This is a genomic window from Nitrobacter vulgaris (assembly GCF_002028545.1).
GTDB lineage: Bacteria > Pseudomonadota > Alphaproteobacteria > Rhizobiales > Xanthobacteraceae > Nitrobacter > Nitrobacter vulgaris.
Map to the genome: position 1 here is coordinate 68,970 of NZ_MWPQ01000058.1, position 18,410 is coordinate 87,379.

The 18,410-nt window shown below is 61.0% G+C and carries 10 protein-coding genes; 5 read left to right on the forward strand and 5 right to left on the reverse strand.

Features of this window, described 5'->3' with window-relative positions; all coding sequences use genetic code 11:
- From B2M20_RS16940 to B2M20_RS16955, 3 genes are all read right to left on the reverse strand, one after another.
- The gene (locus B2M20_RS16940; RefSeq protein WP_079448202.1) at nucleotides 1–1,161 is read right to left on the reverse strand and encodes an efflux RND transporter periplasmic adaptor subunit; all 1,161 of its coding nucleotides are present in this window, start codon (nucleotides 1,159–1,161) and stop codon (nucleotides 1–3) included.
- 128 nt (nucleotides 1,162–1,289) lie between these two features.
- The gene (locus B2M20_RS16945) at nucleotides 1,290–1,655 is read right to left on the reverse strand and encodes a hypothetical protein (RefSeq protein ID WP_079448203.1); all 366 of its coding nucleotides are present in this window, start codon (nucleotides 1,653–1,655) and stop codon (nucleotides 1,290–1,292) included.
- A gap of 170 nt (nucleotides 1,656–1,825) precedes the next feature.
- Entirely contained in the window at nucleotides 1,826–2,380 is a 555-nt protein-coding gene (locus tag B2M20_RS16955; protein ID WP_079448205.1) for a flavin reductase family protein, read from the reverse strand.
- Between the two features lie 607 nt (nucleotides 2,381–2,987).
- Here B2M20_RS16955 and B2M20_RS16960 point away from each other — a divergent pair.
- The 5 genes from B2M20_RS16960 to B2M20_RS16980 are packed head-to-tail and all read left to right on the forward strand — an operon-like array spanning nucleotide 2,988 to nucleotide 7,584.
- On the forward strand, nucleotides 2,988–3,560 hold the full coding sequence (locus B2M20_RS16960; protein WP_079448206.1) for a carboxymuconolactone decarboxylase family protein: 573 nt from the start codon (nucleotides 2,988–2,990) through the stop codon (nucleotides 3,558–3,560).
- A 17-nt stretch (nucleotides 3,561–3,577) separates the two neighbouring features.
- Nucleotides 3,578–4,666, forward strand: a complete 1,089-nt coding sequence (locus B2M20_RS16965; protein ID WP_244553574.1) for an acyl-CoA dehydrogenase family protein — start codon at nucleotides 3,578–3,580, stop codon at nucleotides 4,664–4,666.
- Nucleotides 4,663–5,475, forward strand: coding sequence for an ABC transporter ATP-binding protein (locus tag B2M20_RS16970; RefSeq protein ID WP_079448208.1), 813 nt, complete (start codon nucleotides 4,663–4,665; stop codon nucleotides 5,473–5,475). Before B2M20_RS16965 ends, B2M20_RS16970 begins: the two co-directional genes overlap by 4 nt.
- A gap of 52 nt (nucleotides 5,476–5,527) precedes the next feature.
- On the forward strand, nucleotides 5,528–6,730 hold the full coding sequence (locus B2M20_RS16975) for an ABC transporter substrate-binding protein (protein WP_079448209.1): 1,203 nt from the start codon (nucleotides 5,528–5,530) through the stop codon (nucleotides 6,728–6,730).
- Nucleotides 6,727–7,584, forward strand: a complete 858-nt coding sequence (locus tag B2M20_RS16980) for an ABC transporter permease (RefSeq protein ID WP_079448210.1) — start codon at nucleotides 6,727–6,729, stop codon at nucleotides 7,582–7,584. The genes B2M20_RS16975 and B2M20_RS16980 overlap by 4 nt, the downstream gene beginning before the upstream one ends.
- A gap of 139 nt (nucleotides 7,585–7,723) precedes the next feature.
- Here B2M20_RS16980 and B2M20_RS16985 read toward each other — a convergent pair whose 3' ends face one another.
- Nucleotides 7,724–8,023, reverse strand: coding sequence for a hypothetical protein (locus B2M20_RS16985; RefSeq protein WP_079448211.1), 300 nt, complete (start codon nucleotides 8,021–8,023; stop codon nucleotides 7,724–7,726).
- A 132-nt stretch (nucleotides 8,024–8,155) separates the two neighbouring features.
- The gene (locus B2M20_RS16990) at nucleotides 8,156–18,370 is read right to left on the reverse strand and encodes a Tc toxin subunit A-related protein (protein ID WP_079448212.1); all 10,215 of its coding nucleotides are present in this window, start codon (nucleotides 18,368–18,370) and stop codon (nucleotides 8,156–8,158) included.
- Between the last annotated feature and the right edge of the window lie 40 nt (nucleotides 18,371–18,410).

An 18,410-nucleotide genomic window follows, 5' to 3' on the forward strand; every position in this document is an offset into this window, starting at 1 on the left:
CTAGTCTTCATGCTCGGCCTCGGCCTTGCCGAGGTCAGCCCTGAGGGTGAAGGTGTTGGCGACGGCGATGCACTCCCCGGCCGACAGGCCGGCAGTTACCTCGGCCAGGCGCCCGTCCTGCCGGCCAATGGACACCTTGCGCGCCTCAAAACCTTTAGCCGTGCGGACGAACACGACAGTGTCGCCTTTGAAGGATTGCAGAGCTGTTTTCGGCACCGTTACAGCTGCTGATGTTACATCCATCGGAATCTCGGCGGTGATGAAAGAGCCCGGCCGCCATTTAAGTGCAGTGTTATCGACCGAGGCGACCACGCGGGCGGCGCGCGTGTCCTTATCGAGTAGCGGGCTGACGAACATGATGGTCGCCGGGGATGGCTCACCTCCGATACCGGCCGCGATGTTGATTTTCTGGCCTTCGTGGACGCTCGCCAAGTCAGAAGACGGTACCGCAAGCTCGGCCCAAACGACGTCCAGATTGACGATGACGTACAGCTCGCTCTCCTGGCCTTCGCGGCCGACCAGCGACCCAAGCTCGACACGGCGTTCCGCAATACGTCCGGCAATCGGCGCCCTCAGCTCCTGTAGTCGCAGCGTCTCGACGGGCTGTTGAGGCAGGGCTTCAATTTGTTCAGCAGTCAAGCTGAGCGCGAAGAGCTTTTGGCGGGCGATCTCGATTTTAACGCGAGCATCTTCAAACGTGGTACGAGCCCGCAGGAAATCGTTTTCGCTGAGAATCTTGCCTTCAAACAACCTGGTCGAACGATTGAACAAGGTTTGCTGCAGATCGAACACCAACCGCGCGGCCAGGTATTCGCTCTTGGCGTCGGCCACCTCGCGGCTCTCGATCACGGCGACAACTTCGCCCGCCCGCACGGTATCACCCAGCCGCTTGCGCAGCTCCGCCACTGTGCCGAGCAGCCGAACCGCGACCCGCGCGATGTGGTCGCCGCTGGGCACGATGGAGCCAGGCACTGCGATGCGTTTGCCCAGCATGCCGCCTTGCACTTCGCTGACGGCGAACTTGCCGGCATCCACCTGCTTCTCGCTGACCGTAACCACGAGTTCATCGTGTTTTTCCCCGCCCGGCTTTTCGCCGTGCGCCGCGAGGGGAAATGCCGCGCCGAGCACAAGCACAGCCGCGAGCAACCAAATCCGGACCATTACCAATATCCCGTGAACGAGCCTCGATCGCTCGTGATTTCGCCAAACCTTTCCCTGAACGCACGCAAGCCGTCGCATTGCCTGCGCAACGGGACGTGCCAACGGGGCCTAGACGGCCGCCTGGGAGGTTAGGCGCGGGGTGGTTTGAACAGAGGAAGGCCGGCAAGCGCGGCAGGGAACTGCTCCCGACCGGACGCCACCAAGCGCACGACGGGATCCGCCGGGGTCATCGCTACCGTCGCATGCTGGGTGGTAACGTGGGAGAAGCAGTGCCCGCTGTGGCACGGCAACTGTTGTTCTGGCGTATCCGGCGAAGAGTCCGGGTTAGCGCTCGTCATCACGACCGCAGAATCGGCTTTGGAAAACGTTGGACCACATCCGGCACAGTGAACCAGCGAAAACAACAGGCCGACGGTGAGCAGCAAAACGAACGGCAGTCGGCAAAGCCGACTTCCGATTTCCTCATTTAACGCCATGCCGCCGGACCGGGTCATCGTCTATTCAGTCAACTCCTCTCGTGTGATCTTTTCAAGGTCCCACTTGTTAAAAAATTATGATCAAAAGCGCGGGCGCAGGCGGAATGGGATAACCTCAATTGAGGGTGGCATAATGAATGCCGCAATTGCGAGCGCGGCGGTAGCGGGCCAACAATCTGTGGCGAATATCACGTAGTCGAAAAAACTGAGTCAGGAATAGTGCCGGTACCGGAATTCTGAGTCACTTCCAGATACTTCCCATGCCAGTACGCCAGCGCGCTGCGGTTGCTGGAGAGATGCACATAACGCACGCGGCCAATGACAATGTCGTGAGAATGGCGCTCGATGATGTCGTCGACCTCGCAATCCAGCGCAGCGAGCGCATCCGTCAGAAGCCGCACGCCGGTTATTTTCGTCATCCATTTCGCGCCGAGATAGCGGCCCGCCCCTTTCACGCCGCCGCGCCCTGAAAACCTTTCGGCAATTTCGGCCTGGCGAGCGTTCAGCACGTTTACGCCGAACACACCATGCCGCAACAGTATCGGCCACGCGGATGACTTTCGATTGATGCCGAAGATCACGGTCTCGGGTTCGATGGAAAGCGACGATACTGACGTTACGGTCAGGCCAGATACGTCACTGCCTTGTCCAACGGTGATTACACTTACCCCACTGGGAAGCCTTCGCATCGCATGGCGAAAACTTTCGGTTGCGTTAACCGTGTCTACTTCCAGTGTACTCATTCGGTAGGCCGTCGGAACGCCGGATCCAGAAGTTAAGTCAGTTGCTGCCATTTTTGATTTCAATGACCTTCATAATTCTGAACAGAACTCATGGGCGATGACACGGCGCGATGTCGAGTGGCTCCGAAAAATAGCAATGCATGCATCGCGAACGCGATATGCGCGAAAAAGTTATTTTTCGATTTGCTGCATCGGAACGCCAAACATTCCCTCATCAGGTCGACGACCTTGTGAAAGAATCTCGATAGATTCACCTATCCCTTCCGATGATCGAGAAGACGGATACCAACGTCCATCAAAATTCAAACTGCTCGAGAAACGAAGAACGGAAAATGCCATACGCCGTTAGCGAGCAGCATTACGTCATTAGAAAACACACGACGCCCCGCCTGATCTTGAAATAATCTCCTTATTGGTTTGCAGGTCAGAATAGCAGCATGCTCTTAGTCGCCGGCTAAGAAGGTCGTTTCTTGTTATTTTTCGAAACGGGTTGTCGAGGCTGGACGCCTGTTTCACCATCATCATATCGAAGGGCTCATAACCTGACTGAGTTGGTCGCCGCTCTTCGCGCTGGTCCACTTGGGTCGATGCCACCGATAGGATGCACATGACACGCTTGCCAATTCATACCGCTACCACAGCCCCTGAAGCCGCCAGGGAACGGGTCCAGAATGCCGAGGCGGCGAACGGCTTTCTACCTAACCTGATCGGGCTTTTGGCCAATGCGCCAACAGCGTTGGAGACCTATCAGACCGTGAGCGGCATCAACGCGCGCAGCGGCCTAACGCTAGCGGAGCGAGAGGCAGTGCAGATCACCGCTGCCGCGACCCATGGCTGCGGCTTCTGCGTCGCCGGTCACACCGCGATCGCTTATAAAAAAGCTGACCTGAAGGACGCTACCGTCAACGCGCTACGCGATGGCACGCGTGGGCCGGATGCACGCCTCAATGCCGTAGCGGACTTCACCCGCGCCGTGATTCGCAGCCGCGGCCGTGTCGAGGATTCCGAATTGAAGGCGTTCCGCAACGCCGGCTTCAACGACGCCAACGTGCTGGAAGTGGTGCTCGGCGTCAGTCTCGCGACGCTGTGCAACTTCGCCAACAACCTCGGACAAACAGACCTCAATCCGCAGCTTAAGCCTTATGCATGGAACAATTCGGCCGCCGTCGCTGCCGAATGACGGATGAAGGTATCGCCATGACACACTTAATCTCCGATCTTGTGGCATGGCTTGACGCCAGCGCCTTTCATCTCGACACCACGGCCGACACAGCCGCAGCGGTTCTTCCCAAGCTCGCGGACGCTGGTCTGTTTGGGCTGGGCGTGCCGGTGCAATGGGGTGGCAACGGCGGCCATGTCGCTGACGCGGTCAACGCCATCGCCGAGGTCTCGGCGCATTCGCTGACCGCGGGCTTCGTGTTCTGGGGCCATCGCACATTCATCGAATATCTGCTGCAGAGCCCCAACGCCGCTTTGCGCGAAACGCTACTGCCGGATCTATTAGCCGGCCGGCGCGGCGGCGCTACCGGCCTGTCCAACGCGATGAAATTCCTTTCAGGCATTGAGGAACTGTCGGTGCAGTCCCAGCGTAGCGGCACTGCGCTACAGCTCGACGGTTATCTGCCGTGGGTGACCAACCTGCCCGCGACAGGCTTTGATGTTGCGCTGGCTGTCAAGGGTGCGGATGGTGCTCCTGCCTTTATCGCCGCACTGACTTCCGACGAGTCCGGTCTCGAACGCTCGCCTGATCTCGATCTGATGGCAATGCGCGGATCAAATACTGCGGCGCTCAAGATCGACGGTGTGCGTGTTGGCGAGGATCGCGTTATTCATCACAATGCTACCGAATGGCTGCCGAAGGTAAGGCCCGCATTTTTGGCGATGCAATCTGCGTTGTCTGTCGGCCTAGCGCGTCGCGGACTTGCGGAAGCGACCGCCAGACTTCGCAATGACCGCGACATCCTGAGTGAACCGGTCGCTGCGCTTTCCGCCGAACTCACTTCCACCGAAACTGCGCTGCATGAAGGGCTGCGTGGAGGCCGCTTCATCGAGCACCCGGCAAGCCTGTTCCGCCTACGCATTCATCTCGCTGAGATTGCGGTGCAGGCCGTACAGTTCGAGCTGTCGGCCTCCGGCGGCCGGGCCTATCTGTCTCAGCCCGGCGCAGGCTTTCAGCGCCGGCTGCGCGAAGCCGCTTTCATTCCGGTCGTCACGCCCAGCCTGGTACAACTGAAGCTCGCGCTTCGCGTTCAGGAATTGCCAGCCGCCGTCGGCGCGACAGCATGACCACGGCCGCACAAACCGCTTCCCCGGCACCGGATCGTCAGGCTGCTATTCTTGAAGCCGCCGGCGTGGTGCTGCGCTATCCCGACCAACCGCAACCGGTTGTCGGGGCGTTCGATTTTGAGTTGGCCGCAGGCGAGACCGTCAGCGTGCTCGGTCCGAGCGGAGTCGGCAAATCGAGCTTGTTGCGCGTGCTTGGCGGGCTGCAAAAGCCAACCGACGGCACGGTGACGATGAATGGCAAGCCGCTGCAGGGCGTGTCACCGCGCGTTTCCATCGCCTTTCAGGACGCAAGCCTGCTGCCATGGCTGTCGCTGGAGAAGAACGTTGCATTCGGGCTCAACTTCAAGCACCAGCCGCGTCTGACGCCGGAGGAAAGCAAAGTCCGCGTCGATGTTGCGATTCGTGAAGTCGGACTGATGCACGCACGGCACTACTTTCCCGAGCAACTGTCCGGCGGCATGGCGCAGCGCGCCGCGCTGGCGCGATGCCTGGCGCGCAAGCCGGAAATTCTGCTGCTCGACGAGCCCTTCGGCGCACTCGACGAAGTGACCCGTACCGAGATGCAGCATCTGCTGCTGAAGGTGATGCGCGATTTCCAAACCGCGGCGATCCTGATCACTCACGACATCGATGAGGCCCTGTTGGTCTCTGATCGCATCCTGCTGCTCGGCGGAACACCGGCGCGAGTGATCGGCCAATGGTGCATCGACCTTCCGACACCGCGCGAAAACTACATCGCAGAGCTCGGCGTCATCCGCGTTGAAATTCTCTCACGACTGCGCGGCGCGACCCAGCGGCGCATTAACTAAAACGGCCACGTAGCGACGCCGCGCAGCCAAATGACGATTCAAAGGACCGGCCATGTCGATCGACGAATTTTCCCGTTACGACGTCTCCCGCCGTCAGATGCTGCGCCTGTCAGCGCTGCTGACCGCTAGTGGCGCGCTGCCGCTCCTGAAGGCATACGAGGCGCGCGCCGAGGTCGCGGATGTGCCACTGCGTATCGGCTATCTACCGATCACCGATGCGACGCCGCTTCTGGTGGCGCATGGCAAGGGGTTTTTCGAGGAGGCAGGCATCAAGGCCGAGAAGCCGGTGCGCCTGCGGAGCTGGGCGCAGGTGCTGGAAGCCTTTATCTCCGGACAAGTGAACGCCGTCCATCTGCTGTCGCCGATGACAGTCTGGGCACGCTTCGCCAGCAAGGCTCCGGCCAAGGTGGTCGCCTGGAATCACACCAGCGGCTCCGGCCTGAGCGTCCTGCCGCACATCAACAGCGTCAAGGATCTTGGCGGCACTACGGTTGCCATTCCGTTCTGGTACTCGATTCACAATGTGGTGCTGCAAGTCCTGCTGCGCGAGAACGGATTGAAGCCGGTGTCGAAACGCACAGGCACCCCCGCTGCCGACGAGGTCAATCTCGTTGTCATGGCGCCGGCTGACATGGTGCCAGCGCTCGCCTCGAAGCAGATCAGTGGCTACATCGTCGCCGAGCCGTTCAACGCAGCGAGTGAGGCGCTTGGTGTCGGAAAGATCCTGCGCTTCACCGGAGATGTCTGGAAGGATCACGCCTGCTGCCTGGTGTTCATGCATGAACGCGATATCCAGCAGCGCCCGGAATGGGTGCAGCGCGCAGTCAACGCGATGGTCAAAGCGCAGCTCTGGACGCAGGAACATCGCGCGGAGACGGCGGCGCTGCTCTCCAAGGACAATCCCAACCAATACACCCCGCATAGTGTCGAAGTTCTGAGCAAAGTGCTGGCGCCGCCGGAGGCTGATGATGCCACCTACATCAAGGTTGGCGCGATCAAGCATCCGGACTGGCGCGAGCGCCGGATCGATTTCCAGCCCTATCCGTATCCAAGCTACACCGAGGAACTGATCCGGCGCCTGCGGGAAACATTGGTCGAGGGTGATCGCGCGTTCCTCGATACGCTCGATCCGGCAGCCGCTGGCCGCGAGCTTGTCGACGATCGTTTCGTCAAGAAGGCGGTGATCGCGGCAGGCGGCATGGCGGCGTTCGGTCTGCCGGAATCCTTTACCCGCACCGAGGTCGTGGCGGCATGAGCACAAGCTGGCCAAGCGACAGCCTGAGCCGCTCCGCATCTCCGCGGCTCGCTACGTTTGCGGGTCGTTTTGGCGGCAAGCCATTGCTGACGCTGCCAGCATTGACCAACAGCCTGCTCGGCATCGGCGGACTGATCATGCTGCTGTTGCTATGGTGGCTCGGCACCGATGTCCTGGCTTCATCTGAAGGATTTATCCGGCAGTTCTCGCCGACCACGGCGATCCCCAAGCTCGTAACGATGCTGGCGCAGCCTGATCTGTCAGCGCATATTCTCGCCAGTCTGCGCCGGGTGCTGATCGGTCTCGCTTTCGCGTTGCTGATCGGCGTGCCCGTCGGGCTCGCAGTCGGCAGTTATAGCCGCCTCAATACCGCGACCTCGCCGGCGTTTCAGTTTCTGCGCATGATCTCACCTCTGTCGTGGATGCCGATTGCGGTGATGATGTTCGGCGTCGGCGACCAGCCGATCTATTTCATGCTGGCGTTCGCCGCGGTGTGGCCGATTCTGCTCAACACGGCCGAAGGTGTGCGGCGGCTGCAGCCGAGCTGGCTCAGTCTTGCCGACAGCCTCGCCGCGACGCGCTGGGAAACACTGTGGTACGTGATTCTGCCCGGCGTGCTTGGCCATGTGCTGACCGGATTGCGGCTTTCCGTCGGTATCGTCTGGATCGTGCTGGTGCCGTGCGAGATGCTCGGGGTCTCGGCTGGTCTCGGCTATTTCATTCTCGATACCCGCGATCGCCTCGCTTATTCGGAGCTGATGGCCACGGTGCTGATGATCGGCATACTCGGCTTCCTGCTCGATGTCGGAGCGCGGATGCTGTATCAAACTGTCACCCGCAGTCGCACCGCCTGAGGGATCGTCTCGCTCTCCTATAGCGTTGGCTCATGGTTTCGACCGGCTTTGGCCCTGGTTCCTCACCCTAGTGGCGCGATCAAGCCACCGCTAGCACTTGGCTCGGGTAACGCCGTGCATCTAATCAGTTGCGAGGGAATCAGGATCGACCCAATTTCGCTGGCTTTTCCGAGCGTCTTTCCTGCCGGAGCCGCGCCGGCGGGCGCGGGTCTTTACCGGTGACCGCCATGAACTCCTCAAGAGTGAGATTGAGCTTGTCGCCGTTCGAAAGCTGCATCACCGCATAGGTCTCGTCCCCTTGCTGTGGCAAGACCCGCACGCTGACGATCTGGTCCGCGTTGAGGAAGAAGCCGAACCTCAGCTCGATGAATTCCACCGCGCTGGCTCTCGGCTTCGGAGCAGGCCTTTTCTCTTCATCGCGCGCGCTTTTCTTGATCATAGGCCCTCCCTCCACTGCTATCGCGTTTTCGAGCGAAGTGGATACCGGCTCGCGTGAAGAAAACGCGTCACATCAAAATCATAGAGCTTCGCTTCTGATTTCCGTCAGAAGCGGAAGAGCTCCAAGCTCTTCTCAACACAGTGCCGCACAGTCGTTGTCGCAAGCGGGCTGCCTCGGCAAGCATCGCTCAGGTGGACCGGCCTCGAACGAACACACCAAGTAAGCGCGGTAAACGACGCTGATGCTTTCGGCAAACAAGAAATGGCCGATCGTGATCGGATGGTCGTCTCGCAGGAACGGGAACGGATACTCGATCACGCCGTGGAACAAGCAAGGCCAGTCTTCGCTGGCCACGCAGGTGAAAAAGTAACGGTCGCAGCACTTCTCCTCCGCGCCATCCTGATGCTCCGGCAGAAACTCGATCTCATAATTTCGTACGTCCTGACACAGGCGCGTCTCGAACCAAAGCTCGACTCGTCGCATGCGAACAGGCCGCTCGCCCGGCAGGTACGGGAACATGCTGCAGCTCATGCGCAATGCGAGCGCGCGTGCGCAACCTGACTCCTCGACAACCGGCCCAAGGCCCTTGAACCGTTGCCACGCGTCCGAAAAGTCCTGTCGCCAGTCGAAGAAGCGTAGTCCGGCGCCCGGCAGCATGCAGGATGCCGCCGCCCAACTCGCTTCTCTCAGCGACGAACCGCCTTCGCGAGCAGTGTAGCTCAACTGGAAGATCAGGTCGCTAAGCGTGTCGATGTCGAAAGCGTTCGTCTCGATCGGAAGCTCGATCCGCCACCGACTCACCGCACCCGCATACTCAAACGGCAGATAGCGCTCGTCTCGGAAATTGAGTTCGAACAATCCGGTGTCGTTCTGACCCGTGGAGGTTGCGATCGCCTCAGTGGCGCCGTACCGCTTCACAATGCGAGGGTCGTCCGTGATGGATTCATAGCGCTGCTGCTCACAACAACCACATGTACACTGGCCGGGGCAGCACTCTTCGACGTCGAGTAACGTAGGTTCGACGCGCGTCGCGCTGCTCAGCAGCGTCAGCTTGCAATGAACCCCTGTGTACGGACCGGCGACGCAGGGGATCGTCAGACTCACTGCCTTGATCCGACGCAGATAATGCCCGGGATACTCGCGGTCGAGACGCCATTCCGGAATTTCAATCTCGCAGGCACCGGTCGTCTTGAGCTGAAGGAACGCAAGCGGGAAATCGAGGCGCAACGACAAACGCGTGACAAGCTCTTGCTCCCGTCGATTCTGATCGAAGTACGCCTTCTCCATGGCGCGCAGCGCCGTCGACAGACGTTCGCCGGCCAGCAGGCCTTCATGCAACCCATCCCAAACGTTCAGTGGCAGGTAGCTTTGCGTCGTCAGCTCGCGCTCCAGCTGGAATGCCCGCTGCGCCTGCCGCGCCCAGCACCATGCGACATAGAACATCTGTCGGTGCAGCGCCGCGACCTCCTGCTGCAGAAAGAGATAGAGCGAGTGATTCGTGAACTTGTCGCGCAGGAAGTCTTGAACCTCCGCGGCTTGTTGCTTCTGCTGTGCCAGGTTGTTCAACTGGCGCAAGGCGGCATCGCGCTTGCGCTCGGCGCCCAGAATTTGCCGCTCGATCTGCTGGATTTCGATGTCGAGCACGGTGACCTGGAACACCCAGTCGGCCTCGCGACGATCCCATCCCGACTCGGTCAGCGCCAGACCGCTTTGCGTGTTGGTGATGTCAGCGGACGTATAAAGGATACGGGCCGCAGCGGCGAACGCATGTGCGAGCTTGGTGCCGATAGGCATCTTGAACACCGACACCGGCGTGGACGCGACACCCGCAACACCCGTCGTGTTGTCAGGAATGAGATTCATGACCTGACCGACCGCCTCGACGATGTTGCCGGCCGCACGCGTGGTCATCGAAACGCCCATCAGGTTCTGATAGCTCTGTTCTTTCGGGATGAGCCCATTCGCAATAAGGTCGGCATAGTATTGGCGTTTCGCCTGCGCAGACTGTTTCGACTTCTGCAGCGCCTGAACCTGCCAGTCCGCTTCGCGAAACTCCATGCGACGGATTTCTTCGGTCAGATTCTGCAACTGCCGCTCATGTCTCGATCGCATGGCCGCGAGGAATTCGGCATCTCCTTTTTCGAATGCCGCAATCAGTTCAGCACCAAACGTACGCACCTCGTTTGCCGTTTCCAGTGCGCGCTGGAGGAGAAACTGGAAGCGATAGGGACTTGGCGGACAGCAGCAACCGTCGTCCAAACAGTTCGTGGCCTCGGTCTTCCATCCGCGTCGTACAGGATCGTCACCCCAATACGAAGTATCCAGGTGCAGGACGCCGCTTTTCAATCTGGCTTTCGTGAGGCATTGGTGAAGAGCATCGAGCTGATCGGCGACGTTATCGTAGATCTCCATGAGGCGAGGATTGAGCGGCGGGAGTCGCGGCACGAACGCCGCCACCGTCTGCGGACTCTGACCGTCATCCTGGCCGTAGATCGTGCGCGGCCGCGGGCCAAGAAACTGCGAAAGCGTATCGAGGCGCAGCTTTGCCACCGCATAACCTTCGGGTGAGTTCTTGCACATCGCTGATTGCGCGTGCTGAAGTAACGTTTCGAGATACGACAGCACGACGCTGCGCTGCCGGGCCGCGACATCCGTCCTTACCAGCGTATCGCAACACGGATCCTGATCTGTGCGCCTCGCGCCGCTCACCACTGACAGCACGGTGGGCGCAACATTCCGGCCGGGATTGGCGTTCAGGCTCGCGTCGAGATTCGGCTGATCCGCCCCTGCACCGGGCACTGCGGGGTTGGGGCCTCTGTTTACGTCCCCTGTCGGCACGCTTCCTCCGTCGCGCGGCGGCCTGCGACACGTCGACCAGCTCAGATCCTTGTCGCCGGGAGTGAAGTAGAGCTCATACCACTTCAGCGCCGCCTCGTAGCGGCAGTGGGTCCGTAGTGTTGCCGCAACAGTCATCGCTGTCGCGAAGATCGAGGGTTCGAGCGGCGCGCCCGGCAGAAAATAGACGAAGAACGGATACGCTGACAGTGAGGGCGGAAACGGTCCGGCGGGGGCCGGCGTTGCGATCACTTCGGGCAATACCACGGCGGTATCCGGCGCGATATCGTATCGGAAACCCCAAGGCGACGGATCCGTGAAGCCAAGCGGAAGCGCATCGGCATGGGTGACGCGGAATCGTAACGAGTCTCCCTCGCGACCGTCGAACTGGAGCTGCGGTTCACCTGCTGCGAGGATCACATGAACGCCGTCATCGGAGTAACGCGGTGTCTGGAACTCACCGTTGTGCACGCGAACCCACGCGAGTTTAACCATCGGCTTCGTCGGCCAAGCGAGCAGTTTTGGCAACTGCGCGGGGCGATGCCAATCAGACGTCATGTCACCGGGCGCGACTCCCCAGTCGGCATCCTGATACAGGGTCTTGTCGGCGACGTTGAGAATGGTCGGATCATAGTATTCCGAGTTGACCAGCCAGAAATAGTACTCGTCCATCACAGGCAGATGCACACGACCGCAGTCGCAGCAGCACGGCGACGCCGCGTTCGCGGCCGGCATGAACAAAGACGTGGCCGACGGCTCACCGGCAGCAGCGATACGCAGGAAGCGAGTGCCCAATCGGACCGCCGCCTGCAGCCAGAGCGGCAACTGCGGCGAAGCCGACCCGTTCGGGTCGACGCCATTCCCATTTCCGCCGTTTCCGTTCGCGGCACCTGGCGCGACAGCGGCGATTCCGATGACAGGTCCGTCCGGATTTCCACCCGGAGTATCGCCGCCACCCTTAGACTGCATCTGCGACGGCGCAAGCCAGCTCGGCCGTGCATGTCGCTCAGGCCGACCCATCAACCCGAGATTCTCGGATTGCGCCACCTGTTTGAGATAAGACGGTTCTCGATGCTGCAACGAAATGAGCGCCGGATTGTCGGGCCAATACGGCTCCGGCCAGTATTCCATGCCGCCCGGCTCGATCGCTGTGAGCGTTCCCCGCCTCAGCTCGGATTCGAGGAAGCGGAATGCTTCCGTCTGGATCGCATGCTCGTGCTCGCTCCACTCGACGCAATTCTCCCTATATAACATGCGCCGACGGCACGCCTGCCAGATCCGGAAGGTCGCGAATATCTTGTCCCAAGCCGCTGCGAACTTGGGCGCGATCGTGAACGTCGGCTCCTGAGAAAGTCGCGCGCGTTCAACGAACGACTGCACGGCAGTGATCGCCTCCTCGATACGGCTCGCCTTCTCGCAGACTCCCGCTTCGACGTCGAGCAACAGCAGCGCACCGATGTCGCGGGCCGACGTCGCAAAGCTGCCGGGTGCGAACGGCAAGGGCACGCGATTCATTCCCGTGAGCCAGGCCAGCAAGGCCGCCCGCGCCCGCCCGCGCAGCAGATTGTTGAGGCGCTCGAGATCGGCATAACGCCTTGGGGCGCGCTCGATCATTCCGTCGCGATAGAACTTCGTCAGATTGGCATTACCTCCCGCCATCGCGGCCGCCGTGCTCGCGGCCCAGACATCGGGCTGCGCGAACGACAGATCGCGAGGCACGAACGCCTGCAACAACGTCTGCACCCAAAGCGAGGCGCGCCAGCAGCGTATCGCCCAACGATCGTCGCAGAGCTTCGTCCAATCGACGGTGACGCCGTCATGGAAATCCAGGATCAGCGGCGCGTTATTCACGTCGACGCCGAGATCTATGAGCAACGGAACCGGATCGACCGGCTGTTGGTTCGACGCCTCGACGAAGCAAAGCCACGCCAGCCGCTCACTGCACCGCCGAATGGTTTTTCGCATATGAGCGTAGTCGCAGAGTCGTTCGAACCAGTCGAACAATGCCTGTCTGCGCCGCACGGACGGCGTGGCACGCTGGTCGAACGGCGCCGGAGGATCGCGTTCCGGGTCGCCGGCGTAGACGTCACCAACCGGAAGGTAATTGAAGTCCAGCAATGCACGGTGGGACGTGAACGGTGCACCCGCCACATAGGTGAAACCGGCAAACAGCGCTGGCGAGGACAGCATGTATTCGATCTCGGAAACGTTCGCGCGGGCAACCAGACCTGCGGACAACCGCAGTCGATGACAGAAGAGCAGCGCCTTGAACGCGCGTTCATAGGTGCGACGAATGTCGCGCAGGCTGCTCGTGTATTGTTGCGCGAGATACTCTACCGCCGAGGGGACGACCGCCATTGCACTCGTCAACGGGGCGGTCACGACATCGCGGTACAGACGCTCCGCAGGAAGCGCGACGATGCAGTCTTGCGTATCGGGGCCCTCGTACTTCACGGTGAAGCCGGTGCGGGCACGCACCAACTCGTTTTTTTCGTCGAATTCCGGCTGAATCTGCTCAAAGTCGATGTCGATGAAATAGGCGCCACGTTTCAAATGCAGCGGGCCGGATATGCGGTCGGGTGCTTGCTCATCCGCCCAGCGATAGTTGAGCAAACGGAACGTCTTCTGCCCGCGCCGCAGATTGACTCGCCACTTGTTGTGATTGCACTTTTCGAAATCGGGTCGCTCGCAGTCCGGCGTCGGCGCCCCGGCAAAGAACGTGTACGTGCCCGGCTTCTCGACAATGAGCACGCCAGACCAGTGCGCGGTGAATCCTTCGGCGCCGGCAAGCGGCAGCCCGTCCGCTTCACGAAGCGCGATTCCGTTCCGGATCAGTGCGAACTCATGGTCGGTCGCCGGCAACGCGAAATCGAGTTTCGGAACGATGGTGGGGATCGGCGCATTCCAATGGTTGTTGGCCCGCGTGAATGCGTCCATCGCCCCGGTCAGCTGGGGCCACGCCTCGCCGCTCGAGTTCCTTACTTCACCGAGCAGGCCGGTGCCCGCGAGGCCGATTAGAGCGGCGAATGCGCCACCGGTCGGCTGCGCCCAGGTGAAGCCTGCCGGAAGTTCGCCATCGTCACGCTCCCACGGGCCGGTCGCAAAATTTTCATCGCCCAGCAGGCGGCGGAGGACCAGCAGGGCGAGATCGATCTCGACCTCACCCTTGTCCGAAGCATGGCCGACGTGACAAGCCAGGTGTTCCGCAACGGTGCGCGCGCGGTGTGAGAACGTCATGAATGCACGCCGGAAATAGTCCCACCGTTTCCGTTCGTCCGATTCCTCTATGAGCGCCTTCTCCGCCTCTACAAGGCTCGGAAACAGAAAAGAGAATCGTGCCAGTTCTGCACGAGGCAAGAAGTATAGTTGCTGAACCGCTGCGCGCTCGTTGGCCGTCAGCTGCTCGATCGCGTTAAGTTTGAAGAGCACATCCTCGTTGCGAAGAGGAAGTTCCATGACGAGCTCTTGTGCGAGCGCGTCGTATTGGAAGGGTCCGGGATGCGGAAAATTCCACATACTCGCCACCGTGCCCGGAAGCACGGTACGGTATTGGCGCGCTTGCGGCCCGGCGGCAATGCCCGAGCGCGCCAGCGCGTCGGGAAAGAAGTGCTCTCCCAGCTTTTGCAACGGATCCGTTCCGACCGGGGGAGCGTAGCCGAATTCCGTGCGCATCGCCGTGGAGAGCGCCGTCCAGGTCAGCGCTGCAATGTCCTCGTCCTTCGTCCGGACATGCAGGAGCCTCTCGCGCAATTTCCACAGATCGAAGGGGTGCCCCTCTTCCGGAAAATCGAAGGGCTGGTCGAGAGCTTCGTTCCCGTCCTGCTGGAAGAATGGATCGTCGCCGCCGAGATGCTGATCGACCGAGAAGAGATACAGCAACTCCCCCGTCGTGAACGACGAACCATAGATCTTCGCCAAAATCTCCGTGAAGCGCAGGGTACTGGTCGGTTGCGCATTCCATCGCGCTGCGGCCGCATCGAAGCCGCTCAGCAAGGCCAGCGAGTCCAGGTTTTGGCGCAGGATCTTCATGAACTCCGGCGGACGATGGCGACGATGGCTGCCCGGGCGTCGGCCTGGCGCATGCTCACGCTCGGCACGATCCTCGACGCGACCGAGAAGGTGCGCGACCGCCCAATCGAACGACGACGCCGGTCCCGCGCTCCATAGGCCGAGTAGCCGGGTGCGCGTCGCGCCGCTCGCATTCGGCGCGGCATGATCGGTACCGAGATCGAGTTGCCAATCGTCACGCAGGATCTGAAACGATGCGAGCTGCCGGATGAATTCCGGATTCGCGTTGGCGCCCTGGAATAAGTTGAACACGAGACAGATGTCGCAAAGATCGGCAAAACTGTAGCCCGCACCACGCAGACACTTGAGCGATCGCCAGAGTCGAATGAACACCATCAACCGGCGAAGCGCGTCTTCGATCGACTCCGGATGAGTGAACCGAATAATGAGATCGTCGGCACAGCACGGTTCGCATATCGGGAAGTCCGGGTCCTGCGGCAGACCCGTCGGCCCGCCGGCCGCATTGAACTGATCGGGAATCCGGCGTTCGAACTCCACGAACTTCGACTTCCACAGTTCGAGGAACTCGCAATACTGAAGCCCTGTCCGTTTCAGGAATTCCGGTACGCGCACGACGATCGACTTCCAGTCGACGCCATTGATCATGTCGGTCGGGAACCCGTACATCTTATGCAGATCTGTCGCGCCGATCGGGTTCAGATAGAGCGTCTGGTGCTCGGCCGGTGAGAGGCCGAGGTACTCGATCGCCAGTTCGATGCGCACCGGATAGCGCCACAGATGCTTTTGAAAATCGGCCGCTTCCTCACCCGCATCGATAGCGAATTCAGTAATATACTCGCGGAAGGCACGCATCGTCGCGAACCGCGACGTACCCATCGCGCAGAGATACGAACGCGAGATATCGAGGGGCTGCGAGTACGGCAGCAAAGGCGATGAGAAATCGATCTCAAGCGTCGCGTAGGCGCCCGGTCGCTTTACCGGCGTCGCGGGCGTCGAATGTTCCGGCAGGGCAGCGAAGAGCGCGTTCGGCAGGTGGCCATCGCTCTCTTTGTCGTCGGGCGCTTTGAGCGTGTGGCCTCCGAGCGCGACTCCATTCGTGTCATACACAACGCCCGTCGCACTGCCATCGACCAGCGCTTCAAGATTCTCGTTGACGATGTCGATCAGAGGCAGCGTCGTGCAGAGATTGGCGGCCGTAGCGTGCAGATCTCCGAGCGGCCCGCGCCGCACCGCGATCAACGCGCCGAGTGGATCGCCGGTCGCAACCGGATGATCGCATGTGGAACCGAAACCGGCGGCAAGCAAATGCTGCAAGTATGTCACCGGACCTAGCGGCGACAAGTGCCAGGGTGGGATGCAGTTGACGAGCGAGGCGTCGGGATTGATCGGTGTGAACGGGCCGGGCGCTACAGACGGGGCGCCCGCGACCGAGCCGCCGGCTGCCGCCTGAATGGCGGCAGCGTGCGGATAAGCCACCGTACCCGTCAACGCGTACTCGAACTCCGTCGATGACAACGCCTGAATCTTCTCGCGAGAGGTGAACCCGCGCGCATAGAGCGCTTCGAGCAGCGAGAACTGCAACGATGCCGGACCTACGCCGCTCGTCGCGCGCAGCAACTCGTCGATCGTCTGAAGCGCATTGAGCAGCCAGGCCTGCGCGTTCGCATCACCGGGGAACGCCGTCTGCAAGGCATTCACGATAAGCGACGCGTTCCAATTCGCGACGGGAAATACAAAACCAGGGGCCGCCGCGAGAAAGGCTCCAAACGGTTCATTGTCGGCGATGGGTATGGTTAGCGCATGCATCCCCGCGCCCAGCACCGGTGGCGGTGCGATGGACAGCACCTCGAAGTATTTGCGGACCTGCCGAACGAACGCCTGCACGCGCTCCTCGGGCGTGCCCGGATTCGTGAAGTCGGGCAACAGTCCCACATTGCCGGGCAGGAAGAAGGCCATCCACTGCTGAACCGTGAGCGCCTTCAACTGTCCCGTGCTTGCGACCGGGATGGCCTTGATTGCCGCGATCAGCGCCGTCGAGTCCGCTGTAACGACGGTCTGCTGAGTGACCACGGCCAGCACGAGATCGAGGTGGCCCGGCACGAGCGCGGCTGGGAAAGGACTCTGCTGCCAGAACGGATCGATCGACGGGTTGGTGTCCGCAAGCCACGCGGTCACAAGCGCATTTACATTCGGATTGAGCGGGCATAGCGGGGGTCGCTGCACGCGTCCGCGCCCAATCGCAACAAGGCGTCGAGCCGCATTCTCAGGCGGGATCGCAGCGACGGGGATGATGTTCGCATCAATCGCCGCCTTGATCCCTGTAACGATGCGCGGCTCGTCATCGTCGGTTGCCATGCGGTAACGCTGATCGGCGGTGACGTTCGCCGCGAGGGTCGCTGAGAGCGCGTAGAAATATTCCGCAGGCACCTGGAAGTTGAGCGTCAGGCCACCGCTATCCTCAATGACGACGTCAGCCTGCCTGAATGTAGAGCCCGGCGTCGGCGGCGTGCCGGTTTCGACCGGGAAATGCAGACTCGCACGTACCGGTGCCGCACTCTGCTGCTCGGCCCAGACCGCAGCCGATATTGCGAAGACATATTGCGCCAGTCGATCCGAATTCGCATTCTGAAGCGCGTAGTAGCCCAACAGGCTCGCCTCATACTGTTTGCGATCCATGTCCGCCCGGTCGCGATCGTCGTTGCTCCAGGACGTATCGGTCTGCGGACGTGTGTACATTTCCTCGAGCCGCCGGTCGTTCGGGCGGTCGGGCGGCGGTGTGATCTGGCGATTCCAGATGATCTCGCGTGCAACCTGCCGTGCCTGCGCGGCGGTGAGCGGGCTCCGGTTGGCAAGCGCGGCGCCGGCGTCGGGATCCTGCGCCAACACCTTGTCCACTGCCGTACGAAGCGAAGCAAATTTCGGCGGCGTTCCGTCCGTTGGCAAGTCAACGAATGCGGCATTGGGATCAAGCGCAACCGAAGGATCGGGCAGCGAAACCACCAACGCGGGCGGATCGACGCCGATATAGGTTGCCGGATTGTTCGAGATCGGCGCATCCGGCTCGGTCTTCACATTGAAGTCGAGCCGTTCGTAGGCAACGATCTCCGTACCTTGCTTTATCTCAAGACGCAGATCGCTCGTGTTGAACTCCGCCGCCGGCGAATTGAGCTCGATGACAGCGGTTGCGACCGCTTCCAGGCGCACATCCGGTTCAGGCGGCGCGGGCAGCGGAAGCACCTGCACCGGGTACACGGAGAAGTGCTGCGCGATTCTTTGCGTCGCCGGCGTGAACGCTGGACCGGACGCGTTGATGCCGGTGTTCGGAACCCACGCGCCCTGCGCCTGTCCGATGAGCGTGCCATCGGCCGTATTGTCAAAAGACAGGTCGAACGCACGAATGGAAAGATTGGCCAGATAGTTGCTGAAGTCGGCGCCGCTGGTAGGCTTCATCGGCACGAGGCGGACGAGAATGACGTGTGGCATGACGAGAATTCCTTTGCCTACTTCTCTTTTCTTTCTGCGA

What these genes read in the sequence shown, in the direction of transcription:
- B2M20_RS16940 (WP_079448202.1), bottom strand. Translation starts at nt 1,161, where the DNA reads ATGGTCCGGATTTGGTTGCTCGCGGCTGTGCTTGTGCTCGGCGCGGCA.
- B2M20_RS16945 (WP_079448203.1), bottom strand. Translation starts at nt 1,655, where the DNA reads ATGACCCGGTCCGGCGGCATGGCGTTAAATGAGGAAATCGGAAGTCGG.
- B2M20_RS16955 (WP_079448205.1), bottom strand. Translation starts at nt 2,380, where the DNA reads ATGAGTACACTGGAAGTAGACACGGTTAACGCAACCGAAAGTTTTCGC.
- B2M20_RS16960 (WP_079448206.1), top strand. Translation starts at nt 2,988, where the DNA reads ATGACACGCTTGCCAATTCATACCGCTACCACAGCCCCTGAAGCCGCC.
- B2M20_RS16965 (WP_244553574.1), top strand. Translation starts at nt 3,578, where the DNA reads ATGACACACTTAATCTCCGATCTTGTGGCATGGCTTGACGCCAGCGCC.
- B2M20_RS16970 (WP_079448208.1), top strand. Translation starts at nt 4,663, where the DNA reads ATGACCACGGCCGCACAAACCGCTTCCCCGGCACCGGATCGTCAGGCT.
- B2M20_RS16975 (WP_079448209.1), top strand. Translation starts at nt 5,528, where the DNA reads ATGTCGATCGACGAATTTTCCCGTTACGACGTCTCCCGCCGTCAGATG.
- B2M20_RS16980 (WP_079448210.1), top strand. Translation starts at nt 6,727, where the DNA reads ATGAGCACAAGCTGGCCAAGCGACAGCCTGAGCCGCTCCGCATCTCCG.
- B2M20_RS16985 (WP_079448211.1), bottom strand. Translation starts at nt 8,023, where the DNA reads ATGATCAAGAAAAGCGCGCGCGATGAAGAGAAAAGGCCTGCTCCGAAG.
- B2M20_RS16990 (WP_079448212.1), bottom strand. Translation starts at nt 18,370, where the DNA reads ATGCCACACGTCATTCTCGTCCGCCTCGTGCCGATGAAGCCTACCAGC.